The organism is Mycobacterium sp. NGS41 (assembly GCF_059812725.1).
Window position 1 is genome coordinate 73,296 of the sequence record NZ_JCALDF010000016.1, and the last position, 26,791, is coordinate 100,086.

Annotated in this window: 25 protein-coding genes and 1 pseudogene; 20 read left to right on the top strand and 6 right to left on the bottom strand. The window is 66.0% G+C overall.

From position 1 onward, the window contains the following. Position 1 precedes the first annotated feature (1 nt). On the bottom strand, positions 2 to 1,126 hold the full coding sequence (gene ald / locus AC5Y21_RS16030; protein WP_499913578.1) for an alanine dehydrogenase: 1,125 nt from the start codon (positions 1,124 to 1,126) through the stop codon (positions 2 to 4). A gap of 67 nt (positions 1,127 to 1,193) precedes the next feature. Here ald and aldR point away from each other — a divergent pair, with 67 nt between their 5' ends. The 7 genes and pseudogenes from aldR (at position 1,194) to AC5Y21_RS16065 (ending at position 6,807) form a co-directional block, all read left to right on the top strand. Beyond that, positions 1,194 to 1,709, top strand: coding sequence for an HTH-type transcriptional regulator AldR (aldR, locus tag AC5Y21_RS16035; RefSeq protein ID WP_499913580.1), 516 nt, complete (start codon positions 1,194 to 1,196; stop codon positions 1,707 to 1,709). Between the two features lie 77 nt (positions 1,710 to 1,786). Next, complete coding sequence (locus tag AC5Y21_RS16040) at positions 1,787 to 2,251, top strand: SRPBCC family protein (protein ID WP_499913582.1); 465 nt, start codon at positions 1,787 to 1,789, stop codon at positions 2,249 to 2,251. Continuing rightward, complete coding sequence (locus tag AC5Y21_RS16045) at positions 2,193 to 2,408, top strand: FAD-dependent oxidoreductase (protein ID WP_499913584.1); 216 nt, start codon at positions 2,193 to 2,195, stop codon at positions 2,406 to 2,408. The genes AC5Y21_RS16040 and AC5Y21_RS16045 overlap by 59 nt, the downstream gene beginning before the upstream one ends. After that, positions 2,381 to 3,004: pseudogene (locus tag AC5Y21_RS16050) on the top strand (NAD(P)/FAD-dependent oxidoreductase); the annotation flags it as partial. The gene AC5Y21_RS16045 and the pseudogene AC5Y21_RS16050, both read left to right, overlap by 28 nt. A 36-nt stretch (positions 3,005 to 3,040) precedes the next feature. Beyond that, positions 3,041 to 3,961: a metal-dependent hydrolase gene (locus AC5Y21_RS16055; RefSeq protein WP_499913586.1), complete on the top strand. Its 921-nt coding sequence runs from the start codon at positions 3,041 to 3,043 to the stop codon at positions 3,959 to 3,961. A 3-nt stretch (positions 3,962 to 3,964) separates the two neighbouring features. Next, the gene (locus tag AC5Y21_RS16060) at positions 3,965 to 5,719 is read left to right on the top strand and encodes an SDR family oxidoreductase (protein ID WP_499913588.1); all 1,755 of its coding nucleotides are present in this window, start codon (positions 3,965 to 3,967) and stop codon (positions 5,717 to 5,719) included. 11 nt (positions 5,720 to 5,730) lie between these two features. After that, positions 5,731 to 6,807, top strand: coding sequence for a PDR/VanB family oxidoreductase (locus AC5Y21_RS16065; RefSeq protein WP_499913590.1), 1,077 nt, complete (start codon positions 5,731 to 5,733; stop codon positions 6,805 to 6,807). 5 nt (positions 6,808 to 6,812) lie between these two features. Here AC5Y21_RS16065 and AC5Y21_RS16070 read toward each other — a convergent pair whose 3' ends face one another. Both AC5Y21_RS16070 and AC5Y21_RS16075 read right to left on the bottom strand, forming a co-directional pair. After that, complete coding sequence (locus tag AC5Y21_RS16070) at positions 6,813 to 7,943, bottom strand: epoxide hydrolase family protein (protein ID WP_499913592.1); 1,131 nt, start codon at positions 7,941 to 7,943, stop codon at positions 6,813 to 6,815. A 5-nt stretch (positions 7,944 to 7,948) separates the two neighbouring features. Further along, a complete protein-coding gene (locus AC5Y21_RS16075; RefSeq protein ID WP_499913651.1) occupies positions 7,949 to 8,515 on the bottom strand; it encodes a TetR/AcrR family transcriptional regulator in 567 nt (188 codons plus the stop codon). Between the two features lie 128 nt (positions 8,516 to 8,643). On the opposite strand from AC5Y21_RS16075, the gene AC5Y21_RS16080 reads away from it, so the two are divergent. Together AC5Y21_RS16080 and AC5Y21_RS16085 are read left to right on the top strand one after the other, a co-directional pair. Continuing rightward, entirely contained in the window at positions 8,644 to 9,669 is a 1,026-nt protein-coding gene (locus AC5Y21_RS16080; protein ID WP_499913594.1) for an aromatic ring-hydroxylating dioxygenase subunit alpha, read from the top strand. A 6-nt stretch (positions 9,670 to 9,675) separates the two neighbouring features. Next, positions 9,676 to 10,764: an NAD(P)H-dependent amine dehydrogenase family protein gene (locus AC5Y21_RS16085; RefSeq protein WP_499913597.1), complete on the top strand. Its 1,089-nt coding sequence runs from the start codon at positions 9,676 to 9,678 to the stop codon at positions 10,762 to 10,764. 274 nt (positions 10,765 to 11,038) lie between these two features. Here the strand turns inward: AC5Y21_RS16085 and AC5Y21_RS16090 are convergent, their stop codons facing one another. Further along, entirely contained in the window at positions 11,039 to 12,292 is a 1,254-nt protein-coding gene (locus tag AC5Y21_RS16090) for an HNH endonuclease signature motif containing protein (RefSeq protein ID WP_499913599.1), read from the bottom strand. Between the two features lie 390 nt (positions 12,293 to 12,682). Here AC5Y21_RS16090 and dapB point away from each other — a divergent pair, with 390 nt between their 5' ends. The 4 genes from dapB to AC5Y21_RS16110 are packed head-to-tail and all read left to right on the top strand — an operon-like array spanning position 12,683 to position 15,266. Next, complete coding sequence (gene dapB, locus AC5Y21_RS16095) at positions 12,683 to 13,417, top strand: 4-hydroxy-tetrahydrodipicolinate reductase (RefSeq protein ID WP_499913601.1); 735 nt, start codon at positions 12,683 to 12,685, stop codon at positions 13,415 to 13,417. Positions 13,418 to 13,421: 4 nt separating this feature from the next. Beyond that, positions 13,422 to 13,901 (top strand): tetratricopeptide repeat protein, encoded by a 480-nt coding sequence (locus tag AC5Y21_RS16100; RefSeq protein WP_499913603.1) that lies wholly within the window; start codon positions 13,422 to 13,424, stop codon positions 13,899 to 13,901. Positions 13,902 to 13,960: 59 nt separating this feature from the next. Next, a complete protein-coding gene (locus AC5Y21_RS16105; RefSeq protein WP_499913605.1) occupies positions 13,961 to 14,818 on the top strand; it encodes an SDR family NAD(P)-dependent oxidoreductase in 858 nt (285 codons plus the stop codon). Next, the gene (locus tag AC5Y21_RS16110; protein WP_499913607.1) at positions 14,811 to 15,266 is read left to right on the top strand and encodes a flavodoxin family protein; all 456 of its coding nucleotides are present in this window, start codon (positions 14,811 to 14,813) and stop codon (positions 15,264 to 15,266) included. The genes AC5Y21_RS16105 and AC5Y21_RS16110 overlap by 8 nt, the downstream gene beginning before the upstream one ends. Before the next feature lies 1 nt (position 15,267). Here AC5Y21_RS16110 and AC5Y21_RS16115 read toward each other — a convergent pair whose 3' ends face one another. Next, positions 15,268 to 16,101, bottom strand: a complete 834-nt coding sequence (locus AC5Y21_RS16115; protein WP_499913609.1) for a thioesterase family protein — start codon at positions 16,099 to 16,101, stop codon at positions 15,268 to 15,270. Between the two features lie 38 nt (positions 16,102 to 16,139). Here AC5Y21_RS16115 and AC5Y21_RS16120 point away from each other — a divergent pair, with 38 nt between their 5' ends. The 4 genes from AC5Y21_RS16120 (at position 16,140) to AC5Y21_RS16135 (ending at position 23,216) form a co-directional block, all read left to right on the top strand. Continuing rightward, positions 16,140 to 17,678 (top strand): class I adenylate-forming enzyme family protein, encoded by a 1,539-nt coding sequence (locus tag AC5Y21_RS16120; protein WP_499913611.1) that lies wholly within the window; start codon positions 16,140 to 16,142, stop codon positions 17,676 to 17,678. A gap of 244 nt (positions 17,679 to 17,922) precedes the next feature. Further along, the gene (locus AC5Y21_RS16125; RefSeq protein WP_499913613.1) at positions 17,923 to 18,753 is read left to right on the top strand and encodes a PPE family protein, SVP subgroup; all 831 of its coding nucleotides are present in this window, start codon (positions 17,923 to 17,925) and stop codon (positions 18,751 to 18,753) included. Positions 18,754 to 18,814: 61 nt separating this feature from the next. Beyond that, entirely contained in the window at positions 18,815 to 19,954 is a 1,140-nt protein-coding gene (locus AC5Y21_RS16130; RefSeq protein WP_499913615.1) for a PPE family protein, read from the top strand. 16 nt (positions 19,955 to 19,970) lie between these two features. Further along, a complete protein-coding gene (locus AC5Y21_RS16135; protein WP_499913617.1) occupies positions 19,971 to 23,216 on the top strand; it encodes an acetyl-CoA carboxylase family protein in 3,246 nt (1,081 codons plus the stop codon). Here AC5Y21_RS16135 and AC5Y21_RS16140 read toward each other — a convergent pair. Continuing rightward, on the bottom strand, positions 23,213 to 23,542 hold the full coding sequence (locus AC5Y21_RS16140; protein WP_499913619.1) for a PE-PGRS family protein: 330 nt from the start codon (positions 23,540 to 23,542) through the stop codon (positions 23,213 to 23,215). The genes AC5Y21_RS16135 and AC5Y21_RS16140 overlap by 4 nt on opposite strands. Before the next feature lie 138 nt (positions 23,543 to 23,680). Between AC5Y21_RS16140 and AC5Y21_RS16145 the strand changes: the two genes are divergently transcribed. From AC5Y21_RS16145 to AC5Y21_RS16155, 3 genes are read left to right on the top strand one after another with little or no spacing between them, the layout of a single operon-like run. Then, entirely contained in the window at positions 23,681 to 24,463 is a 783-nt protein-coding gene (locus AC5Y21_RS16145) for an SDR family oxidoreductase (RefSeq protein ID WP_499913621.1), read from the top strand. Further along, positions 24,460 to 25,656: an acyl-CoA dehydrogenase family protein gene (locus AC5Y21_RS16150; RefSeq protein WP_499913623.1), complete on the top strand. Its 1,197-nt coding sequence runs from the start codon at positions 24,460 to 24,462 to the stop codon at positions 25,654 to 25,656. Before AC5Y21_RS16145 ends, AC5Y21_RS16150 begins: the two co-directional genes overlap by 4 nt. A gap of 5 nt (positions 25,657 to 25,661) precedes the next feature. Further along, entirely contained in the window at positions 25,662 to 26,762 is a 1,101-nt protein-coding gene (locus AC5Y21_RS16155; RefSeq protein WP_499913625.1) for an acyl-CoA dehydrogenase family protein, read from the top strand. The last annotated feature ends 29 nt before the right edge of the window (positions 26,763 to 26,791 follow it).

The window sequence follows — 26,791 nt, forward strand, 5'->3', positions numbered from 1 at the left end:
GTCAGGTCAGGATGCCGGCCGGTTCGGTGAACCCCAAACCCAGATCGGTAGCCACTCGTTCGGACAGCAGCGAGCCGTCGTGGGTCGAAAGGCCTTTCGCCAGGGCGGGATCCGAACGACACGCGGCTCGCCAGCCGTCGTCGGCCAGCCTGAGCACGTAGGGCATCGTCGCGTTGGTCAGCGCGAAAGTCGACGTCCTGGGCACCGCGCTGGGCATGTTGGCCACGCAGTAGAACAGCGTCTCGTGCACGGGGAACGTCGGGTCATCGTGGGTGGTCGGCCGCGAGTCTTCGAAGCAGCCGCCCTGATCGATGGCGATGTCGACCAGTACCGCTCCTGGCTTCATGTGTGCGACGAGCGAATTCGAGACCAGCGTGGGCGCTTTACCGCCCGGCACCAGAACCGCCCCGATCACCAGGTCGGCGCGTTTGACGGCGTCCTCGAGCTCGTAGGCCGACGAGTAGCGGGTGCCGAAACGTCCGTACTTGCTGTCTAGTTCCCGAAGCCGGTCGAGGTTGACGTCGAACACCGTGACTTCCGCGCCCATGCCACCGGCGATCCGGGCGGCGTTGTAGCCCGCATTACCGCCTCCGATCACGACGACCGCGGCCGGTTCGACGCCAGGCACCCCGCCCATCAGCAGGCCCCGCCGGGAAGGGGGGCCGCCGTGAGTCCGCATCAGTTGGTACGCCCCGACTTGGGCGGAGAGCCGTCCGGCGACTTCGCTCATCGGGGCCAGCAGAGGAAGCGCGCCGTCGGCGGTCTGCACGGTCTCGTATGCGATTGATGTTGTCCCGGAGGCCAGTAACGCGTCGGTGCAGGCGCGCGAGGCGGCCAGGTGCAAAAACGTGAACAAGGTCTGGTCGCGGCGCAGCAGGGCGTACTCGGCCGGTATCGGTTCCTTGACCTTGAGCAGCAGGTCGGCCCCGGCCCAGACTTCTTCGGCGGTGGTGACCAACTGGGCGCCCGCCGCCTTGAAGTCCGCGTCGGAGATCGCCGAGCCATCCCCGGCGCCGGCCTCGACGAGGACCTCGTGGCCGCGATGCGTCAGTTCGGCGACGCCGGCAGGAGTGATGGCGACCCGGAACTCGTTGTGTTTCGTCTCGGTCAGAACGCCGGTGCGCATAGCTCAATTGTGAAGAAAGTTCGGAGAGTCAGCAATTATGCTGATGATAATTCTATAGAATCGCTTTATGTCTGATGAGTCAGCGGTATTTGCGAGTCAGTTGGATGACTCGCCGAAGGATGTTCGGCCAGCTGATCTTGACGCAGTGGACCGCAACATCCTGAGCGTGCTGCACGGCGATGCCAGGATCACCAACAACGCGCTCGCCGAGGCGGTGGGCATCGCTCCGTCGACGTGCCATGGCCGGGTGGGGCGCTTGGTCGACCTGGGCGTCATCCGTGGGTTTTACACCGACATCGACCCGGTCGCAGTGGGCTTGCCGCTGCGGGCAATGATCTCGGTCAACCTGCAGTCCAATGCCCGCGGCAAGATCCGCAGCTTCATTCAGCAGATCCGCCGCAGGCGGCAGGTCATGGATGTCTATTTTCTGGCCGGCGCCGACGATTTCATCTTGCACGTCGCCGCCCGCGACACCGAGGACCTGCGCTCGTTCGTGGTGGAGAACCTCAACGCCGACGCCGACGTCGCGGGCACCCAGACGTCGCTGATCTTCGAGCATCTGCGCGGTGCTTCGCCTGTTTAGGGCTCGTGGCGATCGCAAGCGCGGCGTAGCCGGGCGCGGCGGGTCGCCACCATCGGGCCAGAGCTTATGATCACCGCATGAGCGAGCCTTCCGCTTCGGCGACAGTACAGATCGACCGCAGCCCCGACGAGGTATACCGGCTCATCACCGACCTGCCGACACTGGCTTCGCTGGCCGAGGAGGCGGTGGCCATGGAGTTGCGCAAGGGTGATGCCGTGTGCACCGGCGCGGTGTTCGTCGGACACAACCAAAACGGCGACAAGCGCTGGACGACGAAGTGCACGGTGACCGACGCCGAGCCGGGCCGGATCTTCGCTTTCGATGTGCGCTACGCCGTCTTGCCGATCGCCCGGTGGCGGTATGACATTGAAGCCGCGGCCGAGGGCGGCTGCCGCGTCACCGAGAGCACCTGGGACCGTCGGCCCGGCTGGTTCCGCAAGCTCGCCGGCAAAAGCACCGGTGTAACCGATCGCGCGGCCGCCAATGCCGAGCACATCCGGCTCACCCTGCAGCGGCTCAAACAACGTGCGGAAGCAGGATAGCCAACCGGCCACACATGATCCCGCGGTCGCCATTGTCGGAGCGGGCATGTCCGGCTTGTGTGTCGCTATCGCGTTGCTGCGCAGCGGCATTACCAATGTCACCGTCTACGAGAAGGCTGACGACGTGGATACCAGCCGATGTGCAAGCGGCTGGTGATGTCGGCCGGCTTCTACGATGCGGTCCAGCGCGACGAAGTCGAGCTGGTCACCGCCGGCATCGACCATGTGGAGCACCGGGGCATCGTCACCGACGACGGCGTCCTGCACGAGGTGGACGTCATCGTGCTGGCCACCGGATTCGACACTCACGGCTTCTTTCGGCCTTTGCAGCTGACCGGGCGAGACGGAATCGCGGCCGACGAGGTGTGGCGCGACGGCCCGCACGCCCACCAAACCGTTGCGATACCGGGTTTTCCCAACTTCTTCATGATGCTGGGGCCGCACAGCCCGGTAGGGAATCTATCGCTGACGACGGTTGCCGAGTCGCAGGCCGACCACATAGTGCAGTGGATAAAACGTTGGCGCCATAGCGAATTCGACACCGTCGAGCCGACTCCGGCGGCGACCGAGACATACAACGCGGAGCTGCGGGATGCGATGCCGAATACCGTGTGGACGACCGGCTGGGACAGCTGGTACCTGGGCAAGGATGGACTGCCCGAGGTCTGGCCCTTCACGCCGGGCAAACATCGCGCGATGCTGGAAAATCCCGATCCCGACCACTATGACCTGCGCAGCTTCAGTGAGGCGTGACGCCGCTCTTATACTGACAAATTTGAGGGGGCCAGCATGATTACCGATGAAGTCACCGTCGACGACCAGGCAGTCGGTCCGCACGATGCGTCGCTTGATCACGAGCGTCTGGTCCTCGAGGCGCGCGATGTCGAGTTCGACTGGACCAAGCTGCCGTTTCACTATGTGCCCGACGAACCGATGGCCACCCACGTCCTCAACGTCCTGCATCTGCTGCTGCCCGCGGGCGAGGAATTTTTTGTCGACGTATTCAAGAAGGCCCTGCCGCTGATCAAGGATGACCAGCTGAGGCTGGACATGCAGGGGTTCATCGGTCAGGAGGCAATGCATTCCCAGGCCCACTCCGGCGTGCTTGCCCACTTCGCGGCCCAGGGCGTCGACCTGACACCCTTCACCGGCCAGGTCAGGTGGCTATTCGAACGGTTACTGGGCGAGAAACCTCGGCGCAGCGTGCGGCGACAGCACAGTTGGCTGCTGGAGCAGGTTTCGTTTATCGCTGCCATCGAGCACTACACCGCCGTTCTGGGCGAGTGGATCCTCGATTCCCCCGAGCTCGACGCCGCCGGCGCCGACCCGGTGATGCTGGACATGCTGCGGTGGCACGGTGCCGAAGAGGTCGAGCACAAAGCCGTCGCTTTCGACACCATGAAGCATCTGCGGGCCGGGTACTGGCGGCAGGTGCGTGCCCAGCTGGCGGTCACGCCGGTGATGTTGCTGTTGTGGATTCGCGGCGTGCGGTTCATGTACTCGGTGGATCCGCTACTGGCGCCGGGGACCAAACCGCGCTGGCGCGACTACGTCAGGGCGGCGCGCCGCGGCTTGGTGCCCGGACCGCTGCGACTGGCGCGCGTCGTCAGCGACTACTACAAGCCGCGCTTTCACCCGTCCCAGCTGGGCGGCCTTGACCTGGCCGTCGACTATCTGGCCATTTCACCCGCCGCTCGGGCAACGCACTGATCCATGGCGGTCACTTCTTCTGCCGTCACCGCCTCGGACGGGGTCAGTCTGGCCGTACACCGGTACGCCGAGATCGACCCGCAGCGTCCGACCATTCTCGCCATTCACGGCTGGCCCGACAATCACCATGTGTGGGGCGGGGTCGCCGAAGAGCTCGTGCAGCGCTATAACTTCGTCGCTTACGACGTGCGCGGTGCGGGCGAATCATCTTGTCCGGCAGCCCGTTCCGGATACCGCTTCGAGCAGCTGGTGTCCGATACCGGCACCGTGATCGACAGCCTGGGCGTCGGCAAGGTGCACTTGCTGGCCCACGACTGGGGCTCGATTGCCACTTGGGCGGCGATCACCGACGACTCGGTGATGGACAAGGTCGCGTCGTTCACCTCGATCTCGGGTCCGCACCTGCGCTACGCGGGCAGGTTCCTGCGATCGGCGCGCTCTCCCCGGGCCGTGGCTGACGTCGCCAAACAGCTTGTGGGGTCGGGGTATATCGGCTTCTTTCTCTGTCCGGGGCTACCGGAGGCAGCGTTTCGCTCCGGGTTGGGCGTGAAAGTCCTTGGCGGTCTTGAACGTATCGGCCGGTCCAGCGCCCGCAGTCGACGCCACGCACCGCCCCGCTCGATCGGCGACTACGTCAACGGGCTCGGCATGTATCGGGAAAACATGCCCGCGCCGATGGTGTCGCCCGGGTCGCAGCTGCCGCGGACCACCGTCCCCGTCCAGGTGCTGGTGCCGCGCAAGGACGTCTTCGTCACACCCGCGCTGCAGCGGTTCACCGGCGCAATTCCGGAGGGCAGCAGGGTCGTTCCGATCGAAGGCGGACATTGGGTGGTGACGTCGCGTCCCGACGTCATCGCTCGGCTGACCGCCGAATGGGTCGACCGCACCGCCCGCGGCGCGGCAGCAGGCGCATCGGAGGTGCGCGGCGGCCCGCGTGATGTGCGCGGCAAACTTGCACTGGTCACCGGGGCGGGCGCGGGCATCGGCCGGGCCACTGCGGTGGAATTGGCCCGTCAGGGCGCGCGCAAGGTGGTGATCGTGGATCTCGACGCGGTCGCAGCCAAAGAAAGCGCCGACGCGGTCCGGGCGGCGGGCACCGAGGCGGCGGTGTACCAGGCCGACGTCAGCGACGAAACCGCGATGAACGACCTTGCCGCACAAGTGCTCAGCGAACACGGCGTGGTCGAGGTCCTGGTGAACAACGCCGGCATCGGGATGGCCGGCCGATTCCTGGAGACGACGTCGGCGCATTGGGACACCATCATGGGCGTCAATGTCCGCGGCGTCATCGCCGGCAGTAGGGCGTTCGCCGCGCAGATGGTCGAACGCGGGGAAGGTGGGACGATCATCAACATCGCGTCGGCCGCCGCCTACATGCCGTCGAAATCCATGGTCGCCTACAGCACGACGAAGGCGGCGGTACTGGCATTCAGCGAGGCTTTGCGCGCCGACCTCGTCGACGAGGGCATCACAGTGACGGCCGTGTGCCCCGGCTTCGTCAACACCAACATCGCCAAAAGCACCGTCTACGCGGGCATGACGGCAGAACAGCAGGAGCGTGCCCGCAAGCAGGCGGATGCGGCATACCGGCGCCGCAACTTCACTCCGGAAGCCACTGCCAGGGCGATCGTCAAGGCGGTCAGGACCGGGCCGGCGGTGCTGCCCGTCGCCGCGGAGTCGCGCCTGGGCTACGCGATGCGCCGCATCAGCCCGTCGGCGCTTCGGCTGTTCGCGCGCTTCGACATCCGGCAGAAGTAAGGATTCAGGCCGTGCCGGAGAGCATTTGGTCCTCCAGACCCGCCGACCTCTACGGCCGTCGCGAGCGGGACCGCTTCGGCACGGTGCTGTGGGGCGTGCGCACATTGTTCGGAGGATTTGCCGCTGCTTCGTGGTGGTCACCGGCGCGGGTGGCTCCGGTACAGCGGACGCAGTTTGCGGTGGTCACCAAACGCGAACTCGTCGCACCCGACGTGGTCGCGTTGACCTTGGCCGACCCCGACGGCGGGTTGCTTCCGTCCTGGACGCCCGGCGGACACATCGACGTCCAGCTTCGTTCGGGCCGGCGCCGCCAGTACTCGCTGTGCGGTCCACCCGGGCGGCGCACCGACTACCGCATCGCGGTCCGCCGGATCGCCGACGGCGGCGGCGGTTCGATAGAGATGCACGATGCATACCAGCTGGGCGACACTCTGGTATTCGAAGGTCCCCGTAATGCGTTCTACCTCGGCGCGACGGAGCGCGACGTGCTGTTCGTGATCGGCGGCATTGGCGTGACTCCTGTCCTGCCGATGATCCGGGTGGCCCAGCAACGCGGAATCAGTTGGCGCGCAATCTATGCCGGCCGTAGCCGGGAGTACATGCCGTTCCTGGACGAGGTGGTGTCGGTGGCGCCGGACCGGGTCACCGTGTGGGCGGACGACGAGCACGGCTGTATGGCCGATGTCGATGACTTGCTGGCCGCTGCCGGGCCGACGACGGCGGTCTATGTGTGCGGGCCGAGCGCCATGCTGGAAGCGGTTCGGGTGGCCCGTGACGAACACGCCGATGCGCCACTGCATTACGAGCGGTTCAGCCCGCCGCCGATCGTCGACGGAGTTCCTTTCGAGCTGGAACTTGCCCGGTCGAAATGCGTGCTCAGCGTTCCGGCCAATCGTTCCGCACTCGACGTCATGCTTGATCGGGACCCGACTACCGCTTACTCATGCCAGCAGGGCTTCTGCGGAACCTGCAAGGTCAAAGTGCTTGCCGGACAGGTCGATCACCGCGGCCGCGGCGCCGTGGCTGACGACGAAATGCTGGTGTGTGTGTCGCGGGCGAAGGACGATCGGATCGTCATCGAGGCCTGAGCCGCCTAAAAGGCATGCTGTTCTATCAGCAGGTCAGCAAAGTTCGCCAGATCCGCGGCGAAGGTATCGGGCTGTTCGAAAGCCGCGAAGTGCCCACCACGGTCCTGAATCACGTAGTGCACCAGGTTGTACCGCGCCGCCGCCCAGGCGCGTGGGGTTTGCAGCATCTCATAGGGGTACACCGTGTATCCGGTGGGCACATCGACCCGACCGGTCCATTCGCTGAGCGGGCCGGTGCCGGCGCGTTTGGATTCGCAGTACAGACGTGCCGACGAGGTGGCTGTACCCGTGAGCCAATAGAACATCAGGTTATCGATGAGGCGATCGGTGGAGATGGGCATGCCGTCCCTGATGTCGCACCAGGCGTGAAACTTTTCGAGTATCCAGCCGGCCAGGCCGAGCGGCGAGTCGTCCAGGCCGAAACCGAGTGAATGCGGGCGCGTCGACTGTAGTTCCATGTATGCGGCGCCGTCGGTGATGCGTTCCGCGCTGGACGCGATGGCGGCGAGTTCCGACTCGGAGACGCTCGCCAGCACATCGGGGTTGTTCTGATCGGGTGGCGCGAACAACATGTTGGTGTGGATGGCGGCCACATTGGGCGTGTAGTGCTCGCCAAGATGCCGCGTCACGAGTGCGCCCCAATCACCGCCTTGAGCGATGTACCGTTCATAGCCGAGCTGGGCCATCACGTCGGTCACTGCCGCGGCGATACGGGCGACGTCGACGCCTCGCTCGCGAGTGGGGCCGGAGAAGCCGTAGCCGGGCATCGATATCAGGACGATATGGAATCGCTGCCGCAGCATCGGTACGGCGTCAAGGAATTCGACGATCGAGCCCGGCCAGCCGTGCGTGATGACAAGGGGAAGCGCGTCGCGATCATCTGACCTTGCGTGCAGGAAGTGCACGCGCTGTCCGGCCGCTTCGGTGACGAACGAACCGATCGCATTGACCTCGGCCTCGACGCAGCGCCAGTCGTAGCGGTTCACCCAATGGTCGACCACACTGCGCAGGAACGACTGCTCAGTGCCGTAACCCCAACCCGCTCCGGCGATCTCGGCGGGCCAACGGGCATTGCCCAGCCGCTGGCGAAGGTTGCTGATTTGAACTTCCGGCACGTCGAGAACCAGCGGTTCCATGTGCTTCACCCTTCCAGATACGCGACCAGAGCGTTGGTCAGACCTCGCCGCGCCATGTCGAGATCGGCGTAAGAGCCCAGTTGGCGCTCCGACACCAGACCGCGCATCGCGCCCGGGATCAGCGCGGCCACCTCGCGCACCCGGCCCGGGTCGACGTCCAGACCGGCGAAGGCGTTCTGACAGGTTTCCAGCCAGCTCTTGCCCCACGAGAACAACTCGGCCGCGGTACGCGGGTAGAGGCGTTCCAGCTCGGCGGGATCCCGGGGGAGTGCGGCGCGCAGGTTTTCGATTGCGCGTGAATCCGCCGACGCCAGGCCGCGATACAGGGTTTCGATGATGGCGCCGACCCGCTCTCGCAGGGGTGCGTCCGGCTGAACCGGCGTCGACAGCGTCGAGAATGTCGCGGCGCGCCGCTCGGCGGTACGGTGCAGCACCGCGGCCCAGAACCCGTCGGTGTCGCCGAACTGGTACTGCACCGCGCCCCAGGTGGCGCCGATGTCCTTGGCAATGCGGTTGGCCGACACCGAGCCCGGCTCGCCCGAGGCCAATGATCGCAGCGCGGCCTCGAGCATGCTTTCGCGAGTCGCGTTGCCACGCCGGTTGGGACGTCGACCTTCGACGCCGGCACCGGCAACCCGCCCAGTCACGTCGTTCATCCTATTGTCTCGACTTGCCTTTTCATAGAGGGTACTGTGATTGCATGGCTAAGCCGCCGTTGTCGATGAAACCGACCGGATGGTTCCAGGTCGCCTGGTCGGATGAGATCGGCACCGGTGACGTGCACAAAATGAAGTACTTCGACCAGGAGATGGTCGCCTGGCGCGCTGAGTCCGGCCAGCTCACGGTGATGAACGCCTACTGCGAGCATCTGGGGGCGCACCTCGGTTACGGCGGCAAGGTCGTCGGCGAGGTACTGCAATGCCCGTTCCACGGCTGGCAGTGGAATCCGCAGGGCCGCAACGTCTGCATCCCGTATCAGGACCGCCCCAACCGCGGACGTCGCATCCGCACCTATCCCGTCGTCGAGCGCAACGAGTCGGTCTACATCTGGCATGACGCGCAGGGTCGCGAGCCATTCTTCGACGCGCCGGACGTGTTCGCCAGTTTCGACGACGGCACCAGCGCGGCCGACTACTACCCCCAGCAGCGGTTGTACAGGGAGAGCCTGGAACTGCACCCGCAGTACGTGTTGGAGAACGGCGTGGATTTCGCGCACTTCAAATACGTGCACAACACGCCGATCGTGCCGGTTTTCACCCGCCACGACTTCGACGAACCGGTGTCCTACGTCGACTTCACCATCACCTTCGAGGGCGACGACGGCCAGAAGATCGAGGACGTCAACAGCGGCGTGGAGGCAATCAACGGCGGATTGGGCATCGCGGTGACCAAGAGCTGGGGGATGGTCGACAACCGCACCATTTCCGCGATCACCCCGGTGGACGAGTCCACCTCCGATGTCCGGTTCATGGTCTACATCGGCCGCAAGCCTGCGAAAGATCCGCTGCGAGCTGAGCAACGGGCGCAGGAATTCGGGGGGGAAGTGATCCGGCAATTCGAGCAGGACGTCCACATCTGGCAGCACCAGCGGTACTCCGACCCACCCGCGCTCGCCGCCGAGGAGTATGAAGGGTTCACCGCAATTCGCAAGTGGGCCAAGCAGTTCTACCCCGACGGCGTTGGTGGCAGCGCCGCCGAAGTGTATGCGGCATCCCAGAAAGGCTGAACTTCAATGACTGCACCCGCTCGACCGATTCGTGTCTACCAGGTGGCGACGGGCAACGTCGGTTCGGAGATGATCAGGCGCATCGCCGCCCAGTCCGATCTCGAACTCATTGGTGTGCACTGCTATTCACCCGAGAAGGTCGGACGCGATGTCGGTGAGCTGGTGGGCATCGAACCCAACGGGGTCAAGGCCACCGGTACCGTCGAGGAAATCATCGCGGCCAAACCCGACGTGCTGACGTTTCACGGCGTGTTCCCTGACGAGGATCTTTACGTCAAAGTCCTTGAGGCGGGGATCAATATCGTCACCACGGCGGACTGGATCACCGGCTGGCACCGCGACAAGAACCACCCGCATCCGTCGGGCAAGCCGGTGACCCAGCTGCTGGCCGAGGCCTGCGAAAAGGGCGGTGCGAGCTTCTACGGGACGGGAATGAACCCCGGTCTGAACCAGATCCTCGGCGTGGTGTGCTCTGCCGATGTCGCCGAGATCGAGAACGTCACCACCATCGAGTCCGTCGACGTGTCGTGCCACCACTCAAAGGAGACGTGGATCGAGGTCGGCTACGGACAGCCGGTCGACGATCCGGAAATCCCGTCGAAGCTGGAGAAGTACACCCGCGTCTTCGCCGACAGCGTGCTGATGATGGCCGACTGCTTCGACCTGACACTCGACGAGGTCAAGTTCAGCTACGAGCTGGGCGCGTGCACCAAGGACGTCGATCTGGGCTGGTACACGCTGCCCAAGGGCTCGCTGGGTGGTAACTACATCAAGTACCAGGGCATGGTTGACGGGGTGGCACGGGTAGAGACGCACCTGGAATGGCAGATGACCCCGCATACCGATCCCAACTGGAACATTAAGGGCTGCTACATCACTCAGATCAAGGGCGACCCTTGCGTCTACAACAAGCACATGATTTTTCCGAAGCCCGGCATCGACCTGTCCAATCCGGACAACTTCGCGTCTATCGGCATGACGGTCACCGGGATGCCGGCGCTCCACTCGATCAAGTCTGTCGTCGCGGCGCGCCCGGGTCTTATCACCAGCGCGGACTTGCCGTTGCGTGGGTTCGCCGGACGGTTCAAGAAGTAGGCGAGTGTCAGCACGCTTCGTCGTCGATGAGGCGCTCGGGGTGGTGGAATGTATCGCTAACCGAATTGGCTCAAAACTGGTGCGTAAGTTTGCAGAGATCTTGATGAGGGCGTGGCGGAGATCGTCGGGTAGCGGGTCGGCGGTGTCGCGGGTTTGGTGTCGCCCTTGATTATCAAGCTCCGTTAACAGCGGGTATCCCGAACGGATTTCTCTCTGCCTCAACCCGTTTGGGCTTCGATAGGAGTGCCGGTAATGACCGGCTGCGGTAGCCAACCTAGACGATTGTTGGTGGTGGTTGGGGCTGGAAGGGTTCGTACCACCACCAGTCGGCGCGCTCGCCGGTGGGCCCGGGGCACGGTGGGACAGCGGGCGGGGGAAGCTTCGGCGCACGCGCGAGCGATCCTGCGCTGAGTTCTCGGCCGGCGCTGTCAGTGATGGTGAGATTGTCTGCGGGTCCGGTGATGGTGATGACGCCGCGATGGTGCAGCCGGTGGTGATAGGGGCAGACCAATACGAGGTTGGCCAACTCGGTGGCACCGCCGTCTTCCCAATGCCGAATGTGATGTGCATGTAGCCCGCGGGTAGCCCCACAACCCGCAACTGCACACATGGAGTGGCGGTGCTCGAGGGCACGACGCAGCCGGCGGCTGATCACCCGCGTCGCTCGACCCGAGCCGATGACCTCGCCATCCCGTTTGAACCACACCTCGCAGGTGGCATCACACATCAAATACCGACGCTCGGACTCCGAAAGCAACGGACCCAGATGCAGCGCCGCGACCCGTTGCTGGACGTCTAGATGCATCACCACCGTGGTGTGCTGCCCGTGTGGCCGGCGGGCCGCCTCGGCGTCCCACCCCGACTCGACCAGCCGCATGAACGCCTCGACCGTGGACGGCAACGGCGGCGCATGATCCAAGGCGCGCTCGCCATTGTCGTGGTCGCGCTTCCACTCGGCCACCAGCGCATCCAGGTGAGACGCCAGCGCCGCGTCGAACGTCGCCGCGTCGGTGTGGCCAAGTTTGATCCGCCAGCAGCTGCCTTCCTCGTCGGTGGTCTTGGTGATCGAGGCCTGCGGTGCTGGCCGGGAATCAGGTTCCGGTTGGGGTCGCGGTTCGAGCTTGACCGCGGTGCGCAACTGGCTCACCGTGGCGTGACCGGCCAACTGCGCATAGTGGGCATCAGATCCCTGGCCTGCCCCGGCCGCGATGACGCCGACCTGATCCAGCGACAGTCGGCCTTCGGCCATGCCCTGAGCGCAGCGGGGAAACTCCTCCAGCCGGCGCGCCACGGTGGCGATCGCGTGGGCGTTGGTCGATGACGAACCCAACTTCCAGGTCATCAACGCCGCCACCGACCGCGCACCGGTCACACCCCATAGCTGGTCTCGATCAAGCTCGGCGGCGATCTGCACAATGCGCCCATCGATCGCATTGCGCTGACCGGCCAACTCCGCCAACTCCTCGAACAACACCTCAACACGCTCGGCAGGGCTCACCGCCGCGGAAGGCGATGCGGTCGCAGACATAACGTCATCATTGCAGCCGGGTACGACAAGTTTCGGCTGCCGATCCGGCCGGGGCGGGCCGTCATCATCTGCCAAGCCGCACCACCTAATTGGCCGTCAAACGCATCCCAGCGCAGCCTTCAACGCGGCCCCCCACCGCCCCCAGCCACGGTGCTCGACCGTGCCAGATCCACGCCGCGAAAACCACACCATCTCCACCGCGGGCCGCGCCCAAAGCGGTCATCCCGATGCGCACGTTGGCCCCCAGGCCAGCCCGGCCCCCGAATTTAGTGCGCAGATTGAAAAGGCTTCTGAGCAGCGTGGACCACGATCGCTCGCTCTATCAGCAGCCGCACAGATTCCCGCAGCGCGCATTAGTTAAGCCGCCGACCACGGCAGTAGGCTGCAGAAATGCGGGTAGGGGTGCTAGGAGCCAAAGGAAAAGTCGGCGCGACGATGGTGTCGGCCGTGCAGGCCGCGGAGGATCTGACGCTTTCCGCGGAGGTGGATCTCGGGGATCCGCTGAGTCTGCTGACCGACAGCGACACCGAGGTGGTCATCGACTTCACCCACCCGGACGTTGTGATGGGTAATCTAGAGTTCTTGATAGACAACGGGATTCACGCTGTGGTGGGCACCACCGGGTTCACCGCCGAACGCCTCGAACAGGTCGAAAAGTGGCTCGCCGACAAGAAAACATCGGTGCTGATCGCGCCGAACTTCGCGATCGGGGCGGTGCTGTCCATGCATTTCGCCAAGCAGGCAGCACCGTTCTTCGACTCCGCCGAGGTCATCGAGCTACACCACCCACAAAAGGCCGACGCCCCGTCGGGAACCGCCGCGCGCACCGCCAAATTGATCGCGGAAGCTCGAAAAGGCCTGCCGCCCAACCCCGATGCCACCAGCACCAGCCTGCCCGGCGCTCGTGGCGCCGACGTCGACGGCATCCCCGTGCACTCAGTGCGGCTGGCCGGACTGGTCGCCCACCAGGAAGTGCTGTTCGGCACCACAGGCGAGACGCTGACCATCCGCCACGACAGCCTGGACCGCACGTCGTTCGTGCCCGGCGTGCTGTTGGCGGTGCGGCGCGTCGCGGAACGGCCCGGCCTCACCGTGGGCATCGAGCCGCTGCTCAACCTGCAATGACGCGATGACCGACGCCGGGCGCGCCGTGCGCATCCAGTTGTTCATCGCGTTCTTGTGCGTGGCAAATCTGGTGTACTTCGTGCTGCTCGGCCGAATCGCGGTCGCGCTGATCGGCTCGGGCCGCGCGGCCGCAATGGGCCTGGGGTTGGCGTTGCTGATCTTGCCCGCCATCGGGCTGTGGGCGATGATCGCCACGCTGCGGGCCGGATTCGCCCACCAGAAGCTGGCTCGCCTCATCGCCGAGGACGGAATGGAACTCGACACCAGTGCGCTGCCGCGACGGCCATCGGGCCGGATCCAGCGAGACGCGGCCGACGCGCTTTTCGCCACCGTGCGCACCGAGGTGGAGGACGATCCCGACGACTGGCGCCGCTGGTATCGGTTGGCCCGGGCCTACGACTATGCGGGGGACCGACGCCGGGCGCGGGAAGCGATGAAGACGGCCCTGCAGCTACACGGGCGTTCCCCGGGCGCGGATGGCTAGGACACTACTGATGGTTGCTCGTCGATCGCGATCAGCAACTTACTGGCTACGCTCTCTGGATGGAAGCCGCATTCGTCACTGGTGCCGCGACTGGAATCGGTGAGGCACTCGTCGTGCGACTACAACGTGAAGGTTGGCAGGTTTTCGCGACGTATCGCAACAGCCCCCCCGACCAAGCTCGTTGGTTCGGCAAGCCGAACGTCGTCGCCGTGCCATGCGATGTAACCGACCCCGATCAGGTCCTGGCCGCAGCAAGCACAGTCGGGAAGCAGACTGGTGGCACGCTCGACCTCTTGATTAACAACGCGGGGTACGCACCTCGCGAAGGAGTGATCGAAGCGGCGAACATGACGGAGTACCGGCGTGCGTTCGAGGTCAATTTCTGGGGGCCGGTACAGGTGGTGCAGGCGATGACGCCGCTGTTGCGCCGATCCAGGGGTCGGATTATCAATACAACGTCGGCGCAGGTATACATCACAATTCCCATGTATTCCGCCTACCCGTCATCAAAAGCGGCTCTTAGAACGTTCACCCAACACCTCCGAATGGAGTTGGCGCCGTTCGGGATCGAAGTCACCGAACTCGTGCCGGGCGGTGTCGATACACCGATGATCGAATTGGGTCCCGAGGTCGATGCACGCCAGTGGGCGTCGATCCCAGAGCCATTTCGTGACCAGTACCGGCAGCATTTCCGATCCAGCGCCTCCGCGATCGGCGACAACTTCAAGTTCGTGCAGCCGGATGTGTTCGCCGAGGCCGTGTGGACGAAAATTGTCTGTGCGAAGCGCTTGAAGCTCGCTTATCTGATCGGGCCACAAGTGGGAGCGCTGCCGTGGCTGCACCGCTTTCTTCCGGCCCAGCAGGTGCAGAACATTTGGCGTCGCACATTCAGCAGGAAGCCGGGCGCGGATGGCTAAGACGCTGCTGATCGTCCACCACACGCCGTCGCCGCACACGCAAGAGATGTTCGAGGCCGTGCTGGCCGGCGCCACCGACCCCGACATCGAAGGCGTGGAGGTGGTGCGACGACCCGCCCTCACCGTCGCGCCGACCGACATGCTGGAGGCCGACGGCTATTTGCTTGGCACTCCGGCCAACCTGGGCTACATGAGCGGCGCCCTCAAGCACGCTTTCGACGTTTGCTACTACCCCTGCCTGGACTCCACCCGCGGCCGGCCGTTCGGGCTCTACATGCACGGCAACCAAGGCACCGAGGGCGCCGAGCGCGGCGTCACCGCCATCACGACCGGCCTGGGTTGGGTGAAAGCCGCTGAGTACGTGCTGGTGTCGGGCAAGCCGAATAAGGAGGAGCTTCAATCCTGCTGGGAACTGGGTGCGACGGTCGCCGCGCAGTTGATGGACTGACTTACTGATCCGAGGGCTGGAACGCCTCGGCGGGCTGGGCCAGGCCCAGGGCTGAGCTGGTGCCGATCGGGCCGTGCCGGTCGAACAAAATCGCGCTGCCGGTGGCCACCCCGGCCGCGCCGTAATGGCTTTGGGCTGCGAGTCCGATGTATTCGCCATCCGGCAGCCGGCTCGCGGTGACGGTGTAGTCGGCGTTGATGTAGCGCAATCCGCCGGTGCCCCAATGGGTGAGCGAGCTGGTGATATCGCCGACGAATGACAGGCGAGTGAACGGTGTCAGAGGGTGGCCTTGCACCATCGGACGAAACAGCCGCGTCCACGCGAACTTCTGGGAGTGCGACTGCTCCCATTCGCCCGCAGCGATACCGGGACTGCCATCCGCGGTGTTTCCATATCCCCAAATGAAAAACGGCATGTCCGCGGGGAAGCCGTCGGAGACCGTTGGTAGCGGCGGCATCTCGACCGAAGCGGACCAAACCTCACCGTCGGGATGCTCGCCTCGTCGCAGGAAGAGAGCACTGGCCCGCGCGACGGTCTTGCCGCTTTGCAGCAGCGCACCGTCTACGAGCTTGATGCGCCGCCCTTCCCGCTGCACCGAAGTCTGAATCTGTACCGGCTCGAGTAGCACCGGCCGCAGCAGGTCGACCGTGAGGCGGGCGGGCTGCAAGTCGGGGTCGATGCCGGATCGCTCAATTCCCCAACCCAATAGGCCGCCGACGATCTGACCGCCCATCCCGTAGCCCCAGGGTCCCCGCGTCATCGCGCTCGGCAGATAGAACTCGCCGTCGACAGTGAAGAACGCCTCGGGCATGATGGCGGAATCTTCGATCGTCACCGCTATGACGATAGGACACCATGGAGCGAGGTGCGGGCATGCCTCAAGTGATAGAGATTTCACGCAACGACAACCCGTTCCCGGCCACGGGCGTGTCCCGCGACGCCGAAGGCGTCCCGCACTACGACGAACTGCCGGCCACGCTGCTGGACATGTTCGCCGAGCAGGTGGACAACCGGCCGGACAGCGAAGCCGTGGTGGAGCTGGGGGCCGGCGGGCTGACGTACCGACAGCTATGGGACGGCGCATCGCGGGTTGCCGGTGGGCTGCGAGCGGACGGCCTGAAACCGGGCGACCGGGTTGCGATCCGGTACCCCGCGGGACTCGATTGGGTGCTGGCTTTCTGGGGCACTGTGATGGCCGGAGGCATTGCGGTGGCCGTCAATACGCGGTCTGCTCAACCCGAGGTCGACTTCGTTTTGTCCGACGCCGGTGCTCAGGTGGACCTGACCGCAGACACACGGCTGCCCGACGGGCAGCCTTACGTGACCGAACAGCTGAGTCGGGCAGACATCGCCGCGCTGTTCTACACCTCCGGCACCACCGGGCACCCCAAGGGGGTGCCTACCACCCACGAGGCATTTCTGACCAACACCGAGAACGCGGTCCGGTGCCTTCGACAGCCCAGGGACATCGGCGATCAGCTGCGCACCCTCATCTCGGTGCCGCTCTTTCACGTAACCGGCTGCAACTCACAACTTTTGGCGGCCACTTACCTCGGGGGAGCGTCGGTGATCATGCCCGCACTCAACCTCGACGAGCTGGTCGCAACGCTGAGCACAGAGCGGGTTTCGCTCATGGTGACCGTACCGGCTATCTACTCGCTATTGCTGCGGCACAAGGCGTTTGCCGCAGCAGATGTTTCCGGAGTCCGCTGGGTCGGCTACGGCGGAGCACCCATCGCGCCTTCGTTGGTGCGCGCCGTCAAGGACGCGTTTCCGCACGCCACTGTGTTCAACGGGTACGGCATGACCGAAACCGCCTCGCTGATGACCGCGCTGCCCGACGAGGACGCCGTCAAACACGCCGACTCGGTCGGATATGCGGTGCCGTCGGTGGATCTCGGCGTGCTCGCACTCAATGACGGCTCCGGTGAATTGGTGGGCGAATTGGTGACGCGCGGAGCCAACGTAACCGCCGGCTACTGGAACCGGCCGGAGGCCACCTCGACAACGATCGTCGACGGTTGGTTGCACACCGGCGACGTGGTTCGCGTCGACGACGCGGGCCGGGTACACATCGTCGATCGGCTAAAGGACATCATCAACCGGGGTGGCGAGAACGTCTCCAGTGTTGAAGTCGAGGCGGTGCTGCTGGCCGCCCCCAACGTCGCGGACGCCTGCGTGCTGGCAGTGCCCGACGAGGTGATGGGCGAGAAGGTCGGTGCGGTGCTGTTCGGCGGCCCGGAGCAGATCGACGTGACGGCGGTGATCGAGCACTGCCGTGCCCAGCTTGCTGATTTCAAGGTTCCGCAGTACGTCACGGTGGTAGACGGCGCTCTGCCGCGAAACGCCGGCGGCAAGTTACTCAAGAGCAAGCTGCGCGAACAGGTGCAGTGGGGCCCGGCGCTGCGCTGACCGGACAATCTGGCTAGCCATCCCAGTCCGCGGGTAGGCGGATAGAAACCGCGCCATCTGCGTGTCATTCGTGTACACACAGCGCAGCAAAGTGTCACTCTCGTTACGGCGGCGTTAAGACTGCCAACGCTTGCGTTACGAAATCGTGAACGGATTCGTCGCTTGCGCGTCCTTCGATCGGACTACCGGGGGTACCTATGACCTGTGTTCGGCAAAACCACGTTTCACACGAGAGGAGTACCAGATGTCGTTTCTAACCGCGCAGCCTGAAGAGCTGGCCGCTGCGGCCGGCAAGCTCGGGGTCATCGGCTCGGCATTCGCCGCCCAGAACGCGGCCGCTGCGGCCCCGACCACGGGGGTCATTCCGGCCGCCGCCGATGAGGTATCCATCTTGCAGGCGTCGCTATTCAACGCGTATGGCACGCTGTATCAGCAGGTCAGCGGCCAAGCGACCACGATGTACGGCAGCTTCGTCCACACACTGCAGACCAGCGCCGGTACGTACGAGGCCACCGAGGCCGCCAATACGTCTGCGGCGGCGTCGCCGTTGTCGTCGGTGGGTGCCGCAGCGACGCCCGCGGCCGCGGCGGATCCACCGGGATCCATCGCCGACGTGCTGGACATCGGGATCGGCAACTCGGCCTCGGCCGCGTCGAACTTCCTCGGGTTGGCAAACGGGGGTCTGCTGGTGCCCGCCGACCAGGGCGGCCCCGCCGGCGCCGCACTGCTGGGTTTCGACAGCGTGGGCATGCAGTCGGCGGCGACGGCCGGTCTCGGCGCGGCGCCGGTCACCGGTGTCGGCGCCGTATACGCCAGCATGGGCGGGGCAACCGGACTCGGTGCTTTGTCGGCCCCGCCGAGTTGGGCGGGATCGGCCACATTGGTATCTCAGGTGTCGGGCACCGGCATGTCACCCAGTGCGGGCTGGACCGCCGCTGCGCCGCCACCGGCCGCGTCAGCGACACTGCTTCCCGGTATGCCGGGGTACGCGGCCATTGGCCGTAACAGTGCCGGCTTCGGTGCGCCGCGCTACGGCGTCAAGCCCATCGTCATGCCAAAGCCGGCGGCCGTCTGACTAGCGGCCACCGCGCGCAAACAACCAACTGTGAACTTCTCCCCAAAGAAATGAGATGACAATGGATTTCGGAGCATTACCCCCTGAGATCAACTCCGCACGCATGTACGCCGGCGCCGGTGCGGCACCGATGATGGCGGCCGCGTCGGCGTGGAACAACCTGGCCGCCGAACTCAGTACGACAGCATCCTCCTTCGAGTCGGTTGTCGCCCAGTTGACTGGCGAGCAGTGGATGGGTCCCGCGTCGCTGTCGATGGCCGCCGCGGCACAGCCGTTCGTGGCCTGGTTCACCTACACCGCGGAAGCCACGGCGCTGGCGGGCGCGCAGGCCACCGCGTCGGCGGCCGCGTTCGAGACGGCGTTCGCGATGACGGTGCCGCCCCAGGCGGTCGCTGCCAACAGAGCGCAGTTGGCGGCGCTGGAAGCAACCAATGTCCTGGGGCAAAACACGGCGGCCATCGCAGCCTGCGAGGCGCAGTACGGCGAAATGTGGGCGCAAGACGCGCTGGCTATGTATGGCTATGCGGCAGCCTCGGCGGTCGCCGGAAAGCTGGAACCCTTGACTGCGCCGGCGCAGCCGACCAACCCCGCGGGCATCGCCGGGCAATCCGCCGCAGTTAGCCAAGCTGCCGCGTCCAGTTCCGTCCAGCAAGTGGGCCTCAACAACGTGGTCAGCAATTCGCGCAACGCCGTCATGAGCCTTGCCTCACCGGTCAGCGCTGCTGCCGCCGCCGCGCCGGATCCCTCCGGGCTCGTGGAGGACACCATCAACGGCGCGATCAACACTGGGGCCTGGTTCACCACGGCCGGCATCGTTTCCGGGATATTCCTCGACCACACCCTCAAAACCCTGCCGGCGGCGGGGGCTGCCGTCGCAGCCGCTCCGGCCGCCGCGGCAGCGTTGGCAAATACCGTGGCGCCGGCCGGAATCGGCGGCGCCCCGCTGATGGCAGCTGTGGGCAAGGCGTCCGCGATCGGCGGTCTGTCGGTGCCGGCGGGCTGGACTACCGCGGCACCGGCTGTGACGGCCGGTACCTCGGCGCTGGAGGGCAGCGGTTGGGCCGTGCCCGAGGAGGTTGCACCGATCGCTGGAATGCCCGGCGCGCCGGGAATGGCGTTAGCCTCCAAGGGCGCCGGTGCTTACGCTGGGCCGCGGTACGGTGTGAAGCCCGTCGTCATGCCGAAGCTGGTTGTCGTCTGATTCCCGAGGTGCGCCTATGACCCTGCTGACCGCCAACCGTGGGGAGATCGCGCTCCGAATCATCCGTACCGCAACGGAACTGGGAATCCCGACGGTCGCGGTATACGCCGAGGACGATGCCGACAGCCCCCACGTGCATGCGGCCGACGAAGCGATCGACGTACCCGACTATCTCGACCAGGCCGCGATCTTGGCAGCAGCGAAGGAGTCCGGTGCCGAGCTGATCCACCCGGGCTACGGGTTCCTCAGCGAAAACGCCGGATTCGCCCGGGCCTGCGCCGCCGCTGGTGCCGGGTTCGTGGGACCGGACGCCGACGTGCTGGAGATGGTCGGCAACAAGTCCGCGGCCCGTGCCGCCGCGATTGCCGCCGGGCTGCCGGTGCTGGCCGCGACCGAAGGGCCCAGCAGCGTCGAGGACATCCGGGCGTTCTTCGCCGCCCAAGCCGCCCAGACTAGAGCGATCATGATCAAGGCGCTCGCGGGCGGTGGCGGTCGGGGTATGCGCAAGGTGGACAGCGTCGATCAAATCGACACTGCTTACCGGCAGTGCGCCGCGGAGGCACAACTCGGCTTCGGCGATTCGGCGGTGTTCGCCGAAGCTCATCTCGGCGCCGCGCGCCACATCGAAGTGCAGATCGTGGGCGCGCCGGCCGGTTCCGGGACGCATGCGCTGGCTCTCGGCGACCGCGACTGCAGCATCCAGCGGCGCTATCAGAAGCTCGTCGAAATTGCACCTGCACAAGGGCTTTCGGATATGCTGCGGCGTAACCTGCATCAGGCCGCGGCCCGGCTGTGCGCCAGCGTGAACCTGCATGGGCTGGCTACTGTCGAATTCCTGGTCGCCGGTGAGCAAGACGACGCGAAGTTCGTCTTTCTCGAGGTGAACCCGCGAATTCAGGTGGAACACACCATCACCGAGGAGGTCACCGGTGTCGACCTGGTGGCCGTCCAGCTGGCCATCGCTGGTGGGGCGTCCTACTACCAGCTGCGGCTGCCCGCTGGAATTGCCTCTGACGGAAGCGAAGTCATCGGTGAGCCGGCGGTGCGACGGGGTATCGCGATTCAGACGCGGGTCAACATGGAGACCTTCGCCCCCGACGGGTCCGTCGTACCGGTGTCCGGCACGCTGACGGTGTTCACCCCGCCGAGCGGGCCGGGGATACGCGTCGACACCTTCGGACGGCCTGGCTTGACCCCCAGCCCGCGCTACGACTCGTTGCTGGCCAAGGTAATCACCCACACCCGGGGTTCGGATTTTCCGGCGGCGGTGCGCAAGGCGCGTACCGCGCTGTCCGAGTTCGGCATCGAGGGCATTCGCACGAACCTCGCATTCCTGCGAGAGCTGCTGTCCGACAGTCAGCTTCAGTCGGGTGAGGTGACGACGGCGTTCCTCGACGGGAAGCTTCCGGAGATGGCGGCCGCGGCGCTGTCTCGTCAGCACGAGGTCCGGGTCACCGCCGTCGAGCTTCATCCGGGCGAGGAGGTGCTTCGTGCTCAGCTGGCCGGGACCGTGGTCGAAACTCCGGCCGAGGGAGCCGAATTCGGTATGGGCGCGCAATTGGTTGTGCTCGAAGCGATGAAGATGCAGCATGTGCTGGCGGCGCCGGACCCGTTGCGCACGGTTCGGAATCTGGTGGCGCCCGGACAGGTCGTCGGAACCGGCGATCCGCTGGTGGTGTTCACCCGCACGAGTGCCGGTGCGGATGACGGATCATCGGCTGCCGCACTGGATCTCGATCGGCCGCGGACCGACCTCGACGAGGTCCGGCAGCGCCACATGCTCACCCTCGACGAGGGCCGGGAGGCGGCCGTCGCCAAGCGGCACAAGCAAGGTCGGCGCACCGCGCGGGAGAACATCGCTGACCTGGTTGATGCCGGCAGCTTCGTGGAGTACGGCGCGCTCGCCATCGCCGCGCAGCGCAGCCGCCGCTCCGAAGAGGACCTGATCGCCAACACCCCGGCCGACGGCCTGGTGGCCGGCCTGGCAACCATCAGTGCGGACCGTTTCGGACAGGCCGCGGCCGAGGCGGTGGTGGTGTCCTACGACTACACCGTGCTGGCCGGCACCCAGGGCATGCGCAACCACGCCAAGACCGATCGCGTTTTCGACCTGGCGGCCCGGAAGCGACTGCCGGTGGTGCTGTTCGCCGAAGGTGGCGGGGGCCGGCCGGGCGACACCGACGTGGGCGGCATGGCCGGACTGGATGTGCCGACCTTTCGGGTGCTGGCCGCCCTCAGCGGTCAGGTGCCGCTGGTCTCGGTCGTGTCCGGACGGTGTTTCGCCGGCAACGCCGCTTTGGCCGGGGTGTGCGACGTGATCATTGCGACCCCCGACGCCAACATCGGGATGGGCGGGCCGGCGATGATCGAGGGCGGTGGGCTCGGGGTTTACCCGCCGGAGGCGATCGGACCGATCGACGTGCAGCGGCACAACGGCGTGGTAAGTCTGGTCGCCCGTGATGAAGCGCATGCCGTGTCGCTGGCCAAGCAGTATCTGTCCTACTTCCAAGGCAGCGTGGACGATTGGGCGGCGCCGGACCCGCGACTGGCCCGGCATGTGGTGCCGGAGAACCGGTTACGCGCCTACGACGTGCACCGAGCCATCGAGTCGATCGTTGACGTCGGCTCCGTCCTGGAGCTGCGTCCGGACTATGGCGTTGGCATCGTCACCGCGCTGGTGCGCGTCGAAGGGGTGCCATATGGCCTGATAGCCAACAGCAGTCACCATCTCGGCGGCGCGATCGATGCCGAAGCGGCGGACAAGACCGGCGATTTCTTGGCCCTGTGCGAGTCGTTTCAGCTGCCGGTGATCTCGCTTTGCGACACCCCGGGGTTCATGGTCGGGCCGGACGCCGAGAAGGAAGCCGCTGTGCGCCGGTTCGGACGCATGTTCATCCTCGGCGCGAGGCTGACTGTGCCGCTCGGAATGATCATCCTGCGCAAGGGCTATGGGCTAGGTGCCATGGCCATGGCCGGTGGATCGTTCCACGCGCCGCAGTTCACCGTCGCCTGGCCGACCGGTGAGATCGGCGGGATGGGCCTGGAAGGCGCTGTGCGCCTGGGGTTCAGCAAAGAGCTGGCCGCCGCGACAGACCCCGTCGAGCGCCAAAGTCTGTTCGAGCGTCTGGTGGCGGCGGCCTATCAGCACGGCAAGGCGCTGCGGTCGGCCACCACCTTCGAACTCGACGACGTCATCGACCCGGCAGACTCCCGGGCCTGGATTACCAGGCTGCCGGGAGTTCGCGGGTCAGGGGCTGATTAGGCGTGACCGCCGCCGCAGCCGACGCCCGGCAGACAACCGGTGCCGCCCGGGACGCCGCCTGGGCCGGCATTCTGCCCGCCGGAGCCGCAGCCGACGCCCGGTACGCAGCCACCGCCACCCGGACCGCCGCCGGGGCCGCCGTTCTGGCCGCCGGAGCCGCAGTTGCCGTTGGCGTCGCAGCCGCCCCCGCCCGGGTCGTCCTTGAAGACTACGTGCGTGGGCGCAGGGGACGTCATCGCTGGTCCAGCCGCAAAAACGTCGGCGGAGGCTACTGGCGCCGCCGCAATAGCTGCAGCGACAGCCCCCGCCACTACCAGTGGTTTCATGAGGTTCAATTTCGCTAACATGCTTTTCGCATACCACGTGCACACCGGTACAAAACATTTCGATAACAACTGGGTGCTGCCGCCTGATAACCCTCAGCTAGAACAGCTAGAGCGCCACCTCGACCGAAGGCATACCGAATGACCTCACTAGACCTGACTGGCCGCACCGCGATCATCACCGGTGCTTCGCGCGGAATCGGGCTGGCTATCTCCCAACAGCTGGCGGCCGCCGGCGCCAATGTCGTGCTCACCGCCCGCAAGCAGGAGGCCGCCGATGCCGCCGCCGCGCAAGTGGGACAGGGGGCGCTGGGTGTCGGCGCCCACGCGGTCGACGAGGATGCGGCGCGACGCTGTGTGGACCTCACCCTCGAGCGCTTCGGCGGCGTCGACATCCTGGTCAACAACGCCGGGACGAACCCGGCATACGGTCCGCTGATCGAACAGGACCACGCGCGCTTCAGCAAGATTTTCGACGTTAACCTGTGGGCGCCGCTGCTGTGGACCTCGCTGGTGGTCAAGGCATGGATGGGTGAGCACGGCGGCGCTGTGGTCAACACCGCCTCGATCGGTGGCATGCACCAATCGCCGGCCATGGGCATGTACAACGCCACCAAGGCAGCGCTGATCCATGTCACCAAGCAGCTGGCGCTGGAGCTCTCGCCGCGGATCAGGGTCAATGCGATCTGTCCGGGCGTGGTTCGCACCCGCCTCGCCGAGGCGCTGTGGAAGGACCATGAGGACCCGCTGGCCTCGTCCATAGCGCTTGGACGCATCGGTGAGCCGGTGGATGTGGCGCAAGCGGTCGCGTTCCTGGTTTCGGATGCGGCCGGCTGGATCACCGGGGAGACGATGGTGATCGACGGAGGTCTGCTGCTGGGCCCCGCGCAGGGTTTCCAGATGCAACCGGGAGGCGCGCAATGAGCACCGCAGACGCCATTGCGGCCGACCTGAATGAGCGGGTGCGGTCGCTCCTCAAGGAACACGACCCGGCCGGCACCGATCCGCGGGAATTCCTCGGCGCACGCTTCGATGCGGGCCTGGCCTGGGTGTACTTCCCGCCCGGTAACGGCGGTCTCGGCCTGCCGCACGCCTATCAGGAGCAGGTCGAACGCGAGCTGGCCGCCGCGCGTGCGCCGGTGGGCGGAACCCTCAAGAACTACATCGGTATGGGCATGGCAGCACCCACGATCGCGGCGTTCGGGACCGATGAGCAGAAGCGAAAGTTCTTGCGCCCGTTGTTCACTGGTGAGCAGATCTACTGCCAGTTATTCAGTGAGCCGGGCGCTGGATCTGACTTGGCCGCCGTTGCCACCCGCGCCGTCCGCGACGGTGATGACTGGATTGTCAACGGGCAGAAAGTGTGGACGTCGCAGGCGCAGCACGCGCAAATGGCGATTCTCGTCGCACGTACCGACCCGACCGTACCCAAACATGCTGGCCTGACATACTTCCTGGTCGATCTGACACAGCCCGGCGTCGACATCCGTCCGCTGCGACAGATCACCGGCGAGGCGGAGTTCAACGAGGTCTTCCTCACCGACATCCGGGTGCCCGACGCCAACCGTCTGGGCCCAGAGGGTGGCGGCTGGCGGGTCGCGACCACCACGTTGAACAACGAGCGCATCGCGATCGGTGCTCGCCCCGGTGTTCCGCGCGAAGGCGGCAATATCGGCAAGGTCGCCGCAGCATGGCGAAACGAGCCCGCGCTGCGTAACCCTGCGATGCACGACGAGCTGATGCGGCTGTGGGTGGAAGCAGAGGTGTTCCGTCTCAGCAGCGAGCAGCTCCGCCAGCGGGCCGCCGCCGGCCAGCCCGGACCCGAGGGGGCCGGCATGAAGGTGGCGTTTGCCCGTCTCGCGCAAGCGATCTCGGGTTTCGAGATCGAGCTGCACGCCGATTCCGGGCTGCGTTACGACGACTGGACCATGCGCAGGCCCGAAACGGTCGACATGACCGGCCGCGGGCCCGGTTATCGCTACCTGCGGGCACGCGGTAACTCGATCGAGGGCGGCACCTCGGAGGTTCTGCGGAACACCATCTCCGAACGCATTCTCGGGTTGCCCGGCGAACATCGCGTCGACAAAACCGTCGCCTTCAAAGACCTGGAGAGGTGAGCTCGTTGAGCAATCTGCTGTATTCGGACACCGAAGAGGCGTTGCGCGACAGCGTCCGTCACCTCTTCGCCGACCGGTGCCCACCGGAGGCGGTGGTGCGGGCCTATGACGTAGAAGCTGCGCCGCCGCCAGATTTCTCCAGCGTGTGGCGGACGCTGGCCGCCGAGTTGGGCGTCGCGGGGCTGCTGGTACCCGAGTCGCTTGGCGGTGCCGGGGCGAGCGCGCGCGAGGCCGCGGTCGTCATGGAGGAGATCGGCCGGGCCGTCGCGCCGGTGCCGTACTTGTCCAGTGCGGTGCTCGCGACGGTCGCCCTGCTGGGTGCCGGCGACACCGAAACCGTGCCGGAGCTGGCCCAGGGCACGGTGACCGCGGCGCTGGTGGTGCCGTTTTCCACCGCGCCGGGCGATCCGGTCGAGGGAATCAGCGCTGGCCCAGACGGCCTCACCGGAACGGTCAGTAACGTCGCCGGTGCCGCCGAGGCCGACGTGCTGGTGGTGCCGGTCGCGGGCGCCGACGGACTCGAGCTGCATACCGTTGCGCGCGACGCGGCCGGGGTGGAGGTGTCGGCGGTGCTGGCGCTGGATATGACGAGACCGCTTGCGGATGTGCGCTTTTCGGGTGCGAGATCGTCGCGGGCCGGCGGTGGCCCGGCGGACTCGGCGGTGGCCGAAGCGCTGCAGACCGGTGCGGCTCTGCTGGCGTCGGAGCAACTCGGGGTGGCGCAGTGGTGTTTCGACACCACCCTGGCCTACGTGAAGGGGCGCAAGCAGTTCGGCCGGGCAATCGGTTCGTACCAGGCGATCAAACACCGGCTGGCCGACCTGTGGGTAGAGCTCAATTCGGCCGGCGCGGCGGCGCGCTACGCCGCCGACACCTCCGCTACGGGCGATTCGGACGCGGCTGTCGCCACAGCCCTCGCGCAGGCTTACTGCAGCGGCGTCGCGGTACACGCCGCCGAGGAATGCGTGCAGCTGCACGGCGGCATCGGGATGACCTGGGAGTATCCGGCGCACCTGTATCTCAAGCGGGCCAAGAGCGACCAGCTGGCGTTTGGTACCGCCTACCGTCACCGCACCCGGCTCGCCGAGTTGGTCGACTTAACCTAGGGCGAGCAGACGCAAAAGCACCCTATTTC

Bases quoted from the DNA above. Each gene is read 5' to 3' on its own strand.
- ald (WP_499913578.1), bottom strand. From the start codon at position 1,126: ATGCGCACCGGCGTTCTGACCGAGACGAAACACAACGAGTTCCGGGTC.
- aldR (WP_499913580.1), top strand. From the start codon at position 1,194: ATGTCTGATGAGTCAGCGGTATTTGCGAGTCAGTTGGATGACTCGCCG.
- AC5Y21_RS16040 (WP_499913582.1), top strand. From the start codon at position 1,787: ATGAGCGAGCCTTCCGCTTCGGCGACAGTACAGATCGACCGCAGCCCC.
- AC5Y21_RS16045 (WP_499913584.1), top strand. From the start codon at position 2,193: ATGCCGAGCACATCCGGCTCACCCTGCAGCGGCTCAAACAACGTGCGG.
- AC5Y21_RS16055 (WP_499913586.1), top strand. From the start codon at position 3,041: ATGATTACCGATGAAGTCACCGTCGACGACCAGGCAGTCGGTCCGCAC.
- AC5Y21_RS16060 (WP_499913588.1), top strand. From the start codon at position 3,965: ATGGCGGTCACTTCTTCTGCCGTCACCGCCTCGGACGGGGTCAGTCTG.
- AC5Y21_RS16070 (WP_499913592.1), bottom strand. From the start codon at position 7,943: ATGGAACCGCTGGTTCTCGACGTGCCGGAAGTTCAAATCAGCAACCTT.
- AC5Y21_RS16075 (WP_499913651.1), bottom strand. From the start codon at position 8,515: ATGCTCGAGGCCGCGCTGCGATCATTGGCCTCGGGCGAGCCGGGCTCG.
- AC5Y21_RS16080 (WP_499913594.1), top strand. From the start codon at position 8,644: ATGGCTAAGCCGCCGTTGTCGATGAAACCGACCGGATGGTTCCAGGTC.
- AC5Y21_RS16085 (WP_499913597.1), top strand. From the start codon at position 9,676: ATGACTGCACCCGCTCGACCGATTCGTGTCTACCAGGTGGCGACGGGC.
- AC5Y21_RS16090 (WP_499913599.1), bottom strand. From the start codon at position 12,292: ATGTCTGCGACCGCATCGCCTTCCGCGGCGGTGAGCCCTGCCGAGCGT.
- dapB (WP_499913601.1), top strand. From the start codon at position 12,683: ATGCGGGTAGGGGTGCTAGGAGCCAAAGGAAAAGTCGGCGCGACGATG.
- AC5Y21_RS16100 (WP_499913603.1), top strand. From the start codon at position 13,422: ATGACCGACGCCGGGCGCGCCGTGCGCATCCAGTTGTTCATCGCGTTC.
- AC5Y21_RS16105 (WP_499913605.1), top strand. From the start codon at position 13,961: ATGGAAGCCGCATTCGTCACTGGTGCCGCGACTGGAATCGGTGAGGCA.
- AC5Y21_RS16110 (WP_499913607.1), top strand. From the start codon at position 14,811: ATGGCTAAGACGCTGCTGATCGTCCACCACACGCCGTCGCCGCACACG.
- AC5Y21_RS16120 (WP_499913611.1), top strand. From the start codon at position 16,140: ATGCCTCAAGTGATAGAGATTTCACGCAACGACAACCCGTTCCCGGCC.
- AC5Y21_RS16125 (WP_499913613.1), top strand. From the start codon at position 17,923: ATGTCGTTTCTAACCGCGCAGCCTGAAGAGCTGGCCGCTGCGGCCGGC.
- AC5Y21_RS16130 (WP_499913615.1), top strand. From the start codon at position 18,815: ATGGATTTCGGAGCATTACCCCCTGAGATCAACTCCGCACGCATGTAC.
- AC5Y21_RS16135 (WP_499913617.1), top strand. From the start codon at position 19,971: ATGACCCTGCTGACCGCCAACCGTGGGGAGATCGCGCTCCGAATCATC.
- AC5Y21_RS16140 (WP_499913619.1), bottom strand. From the start codon at position 23,542: ATGAAACCACTGGTAGTGGCGGGGGCTGTCGCTGCAGCTATTGCGGCG.
- AC5Y21_RS16145 (WP_499913621.1), top strand. From the start codon at position 23,681: ATGACCTCACTAGACCTGACTGGCCGCACCGCGATCATCACCGGTGCT.
- AC5Y21_RS16150 (WP_499913623.1), top strand. From the start codon at position 24,460: ATGAGCACCGCAGACGCCATTGCGGCCGACCTGAATGAGCGGGTGCGG.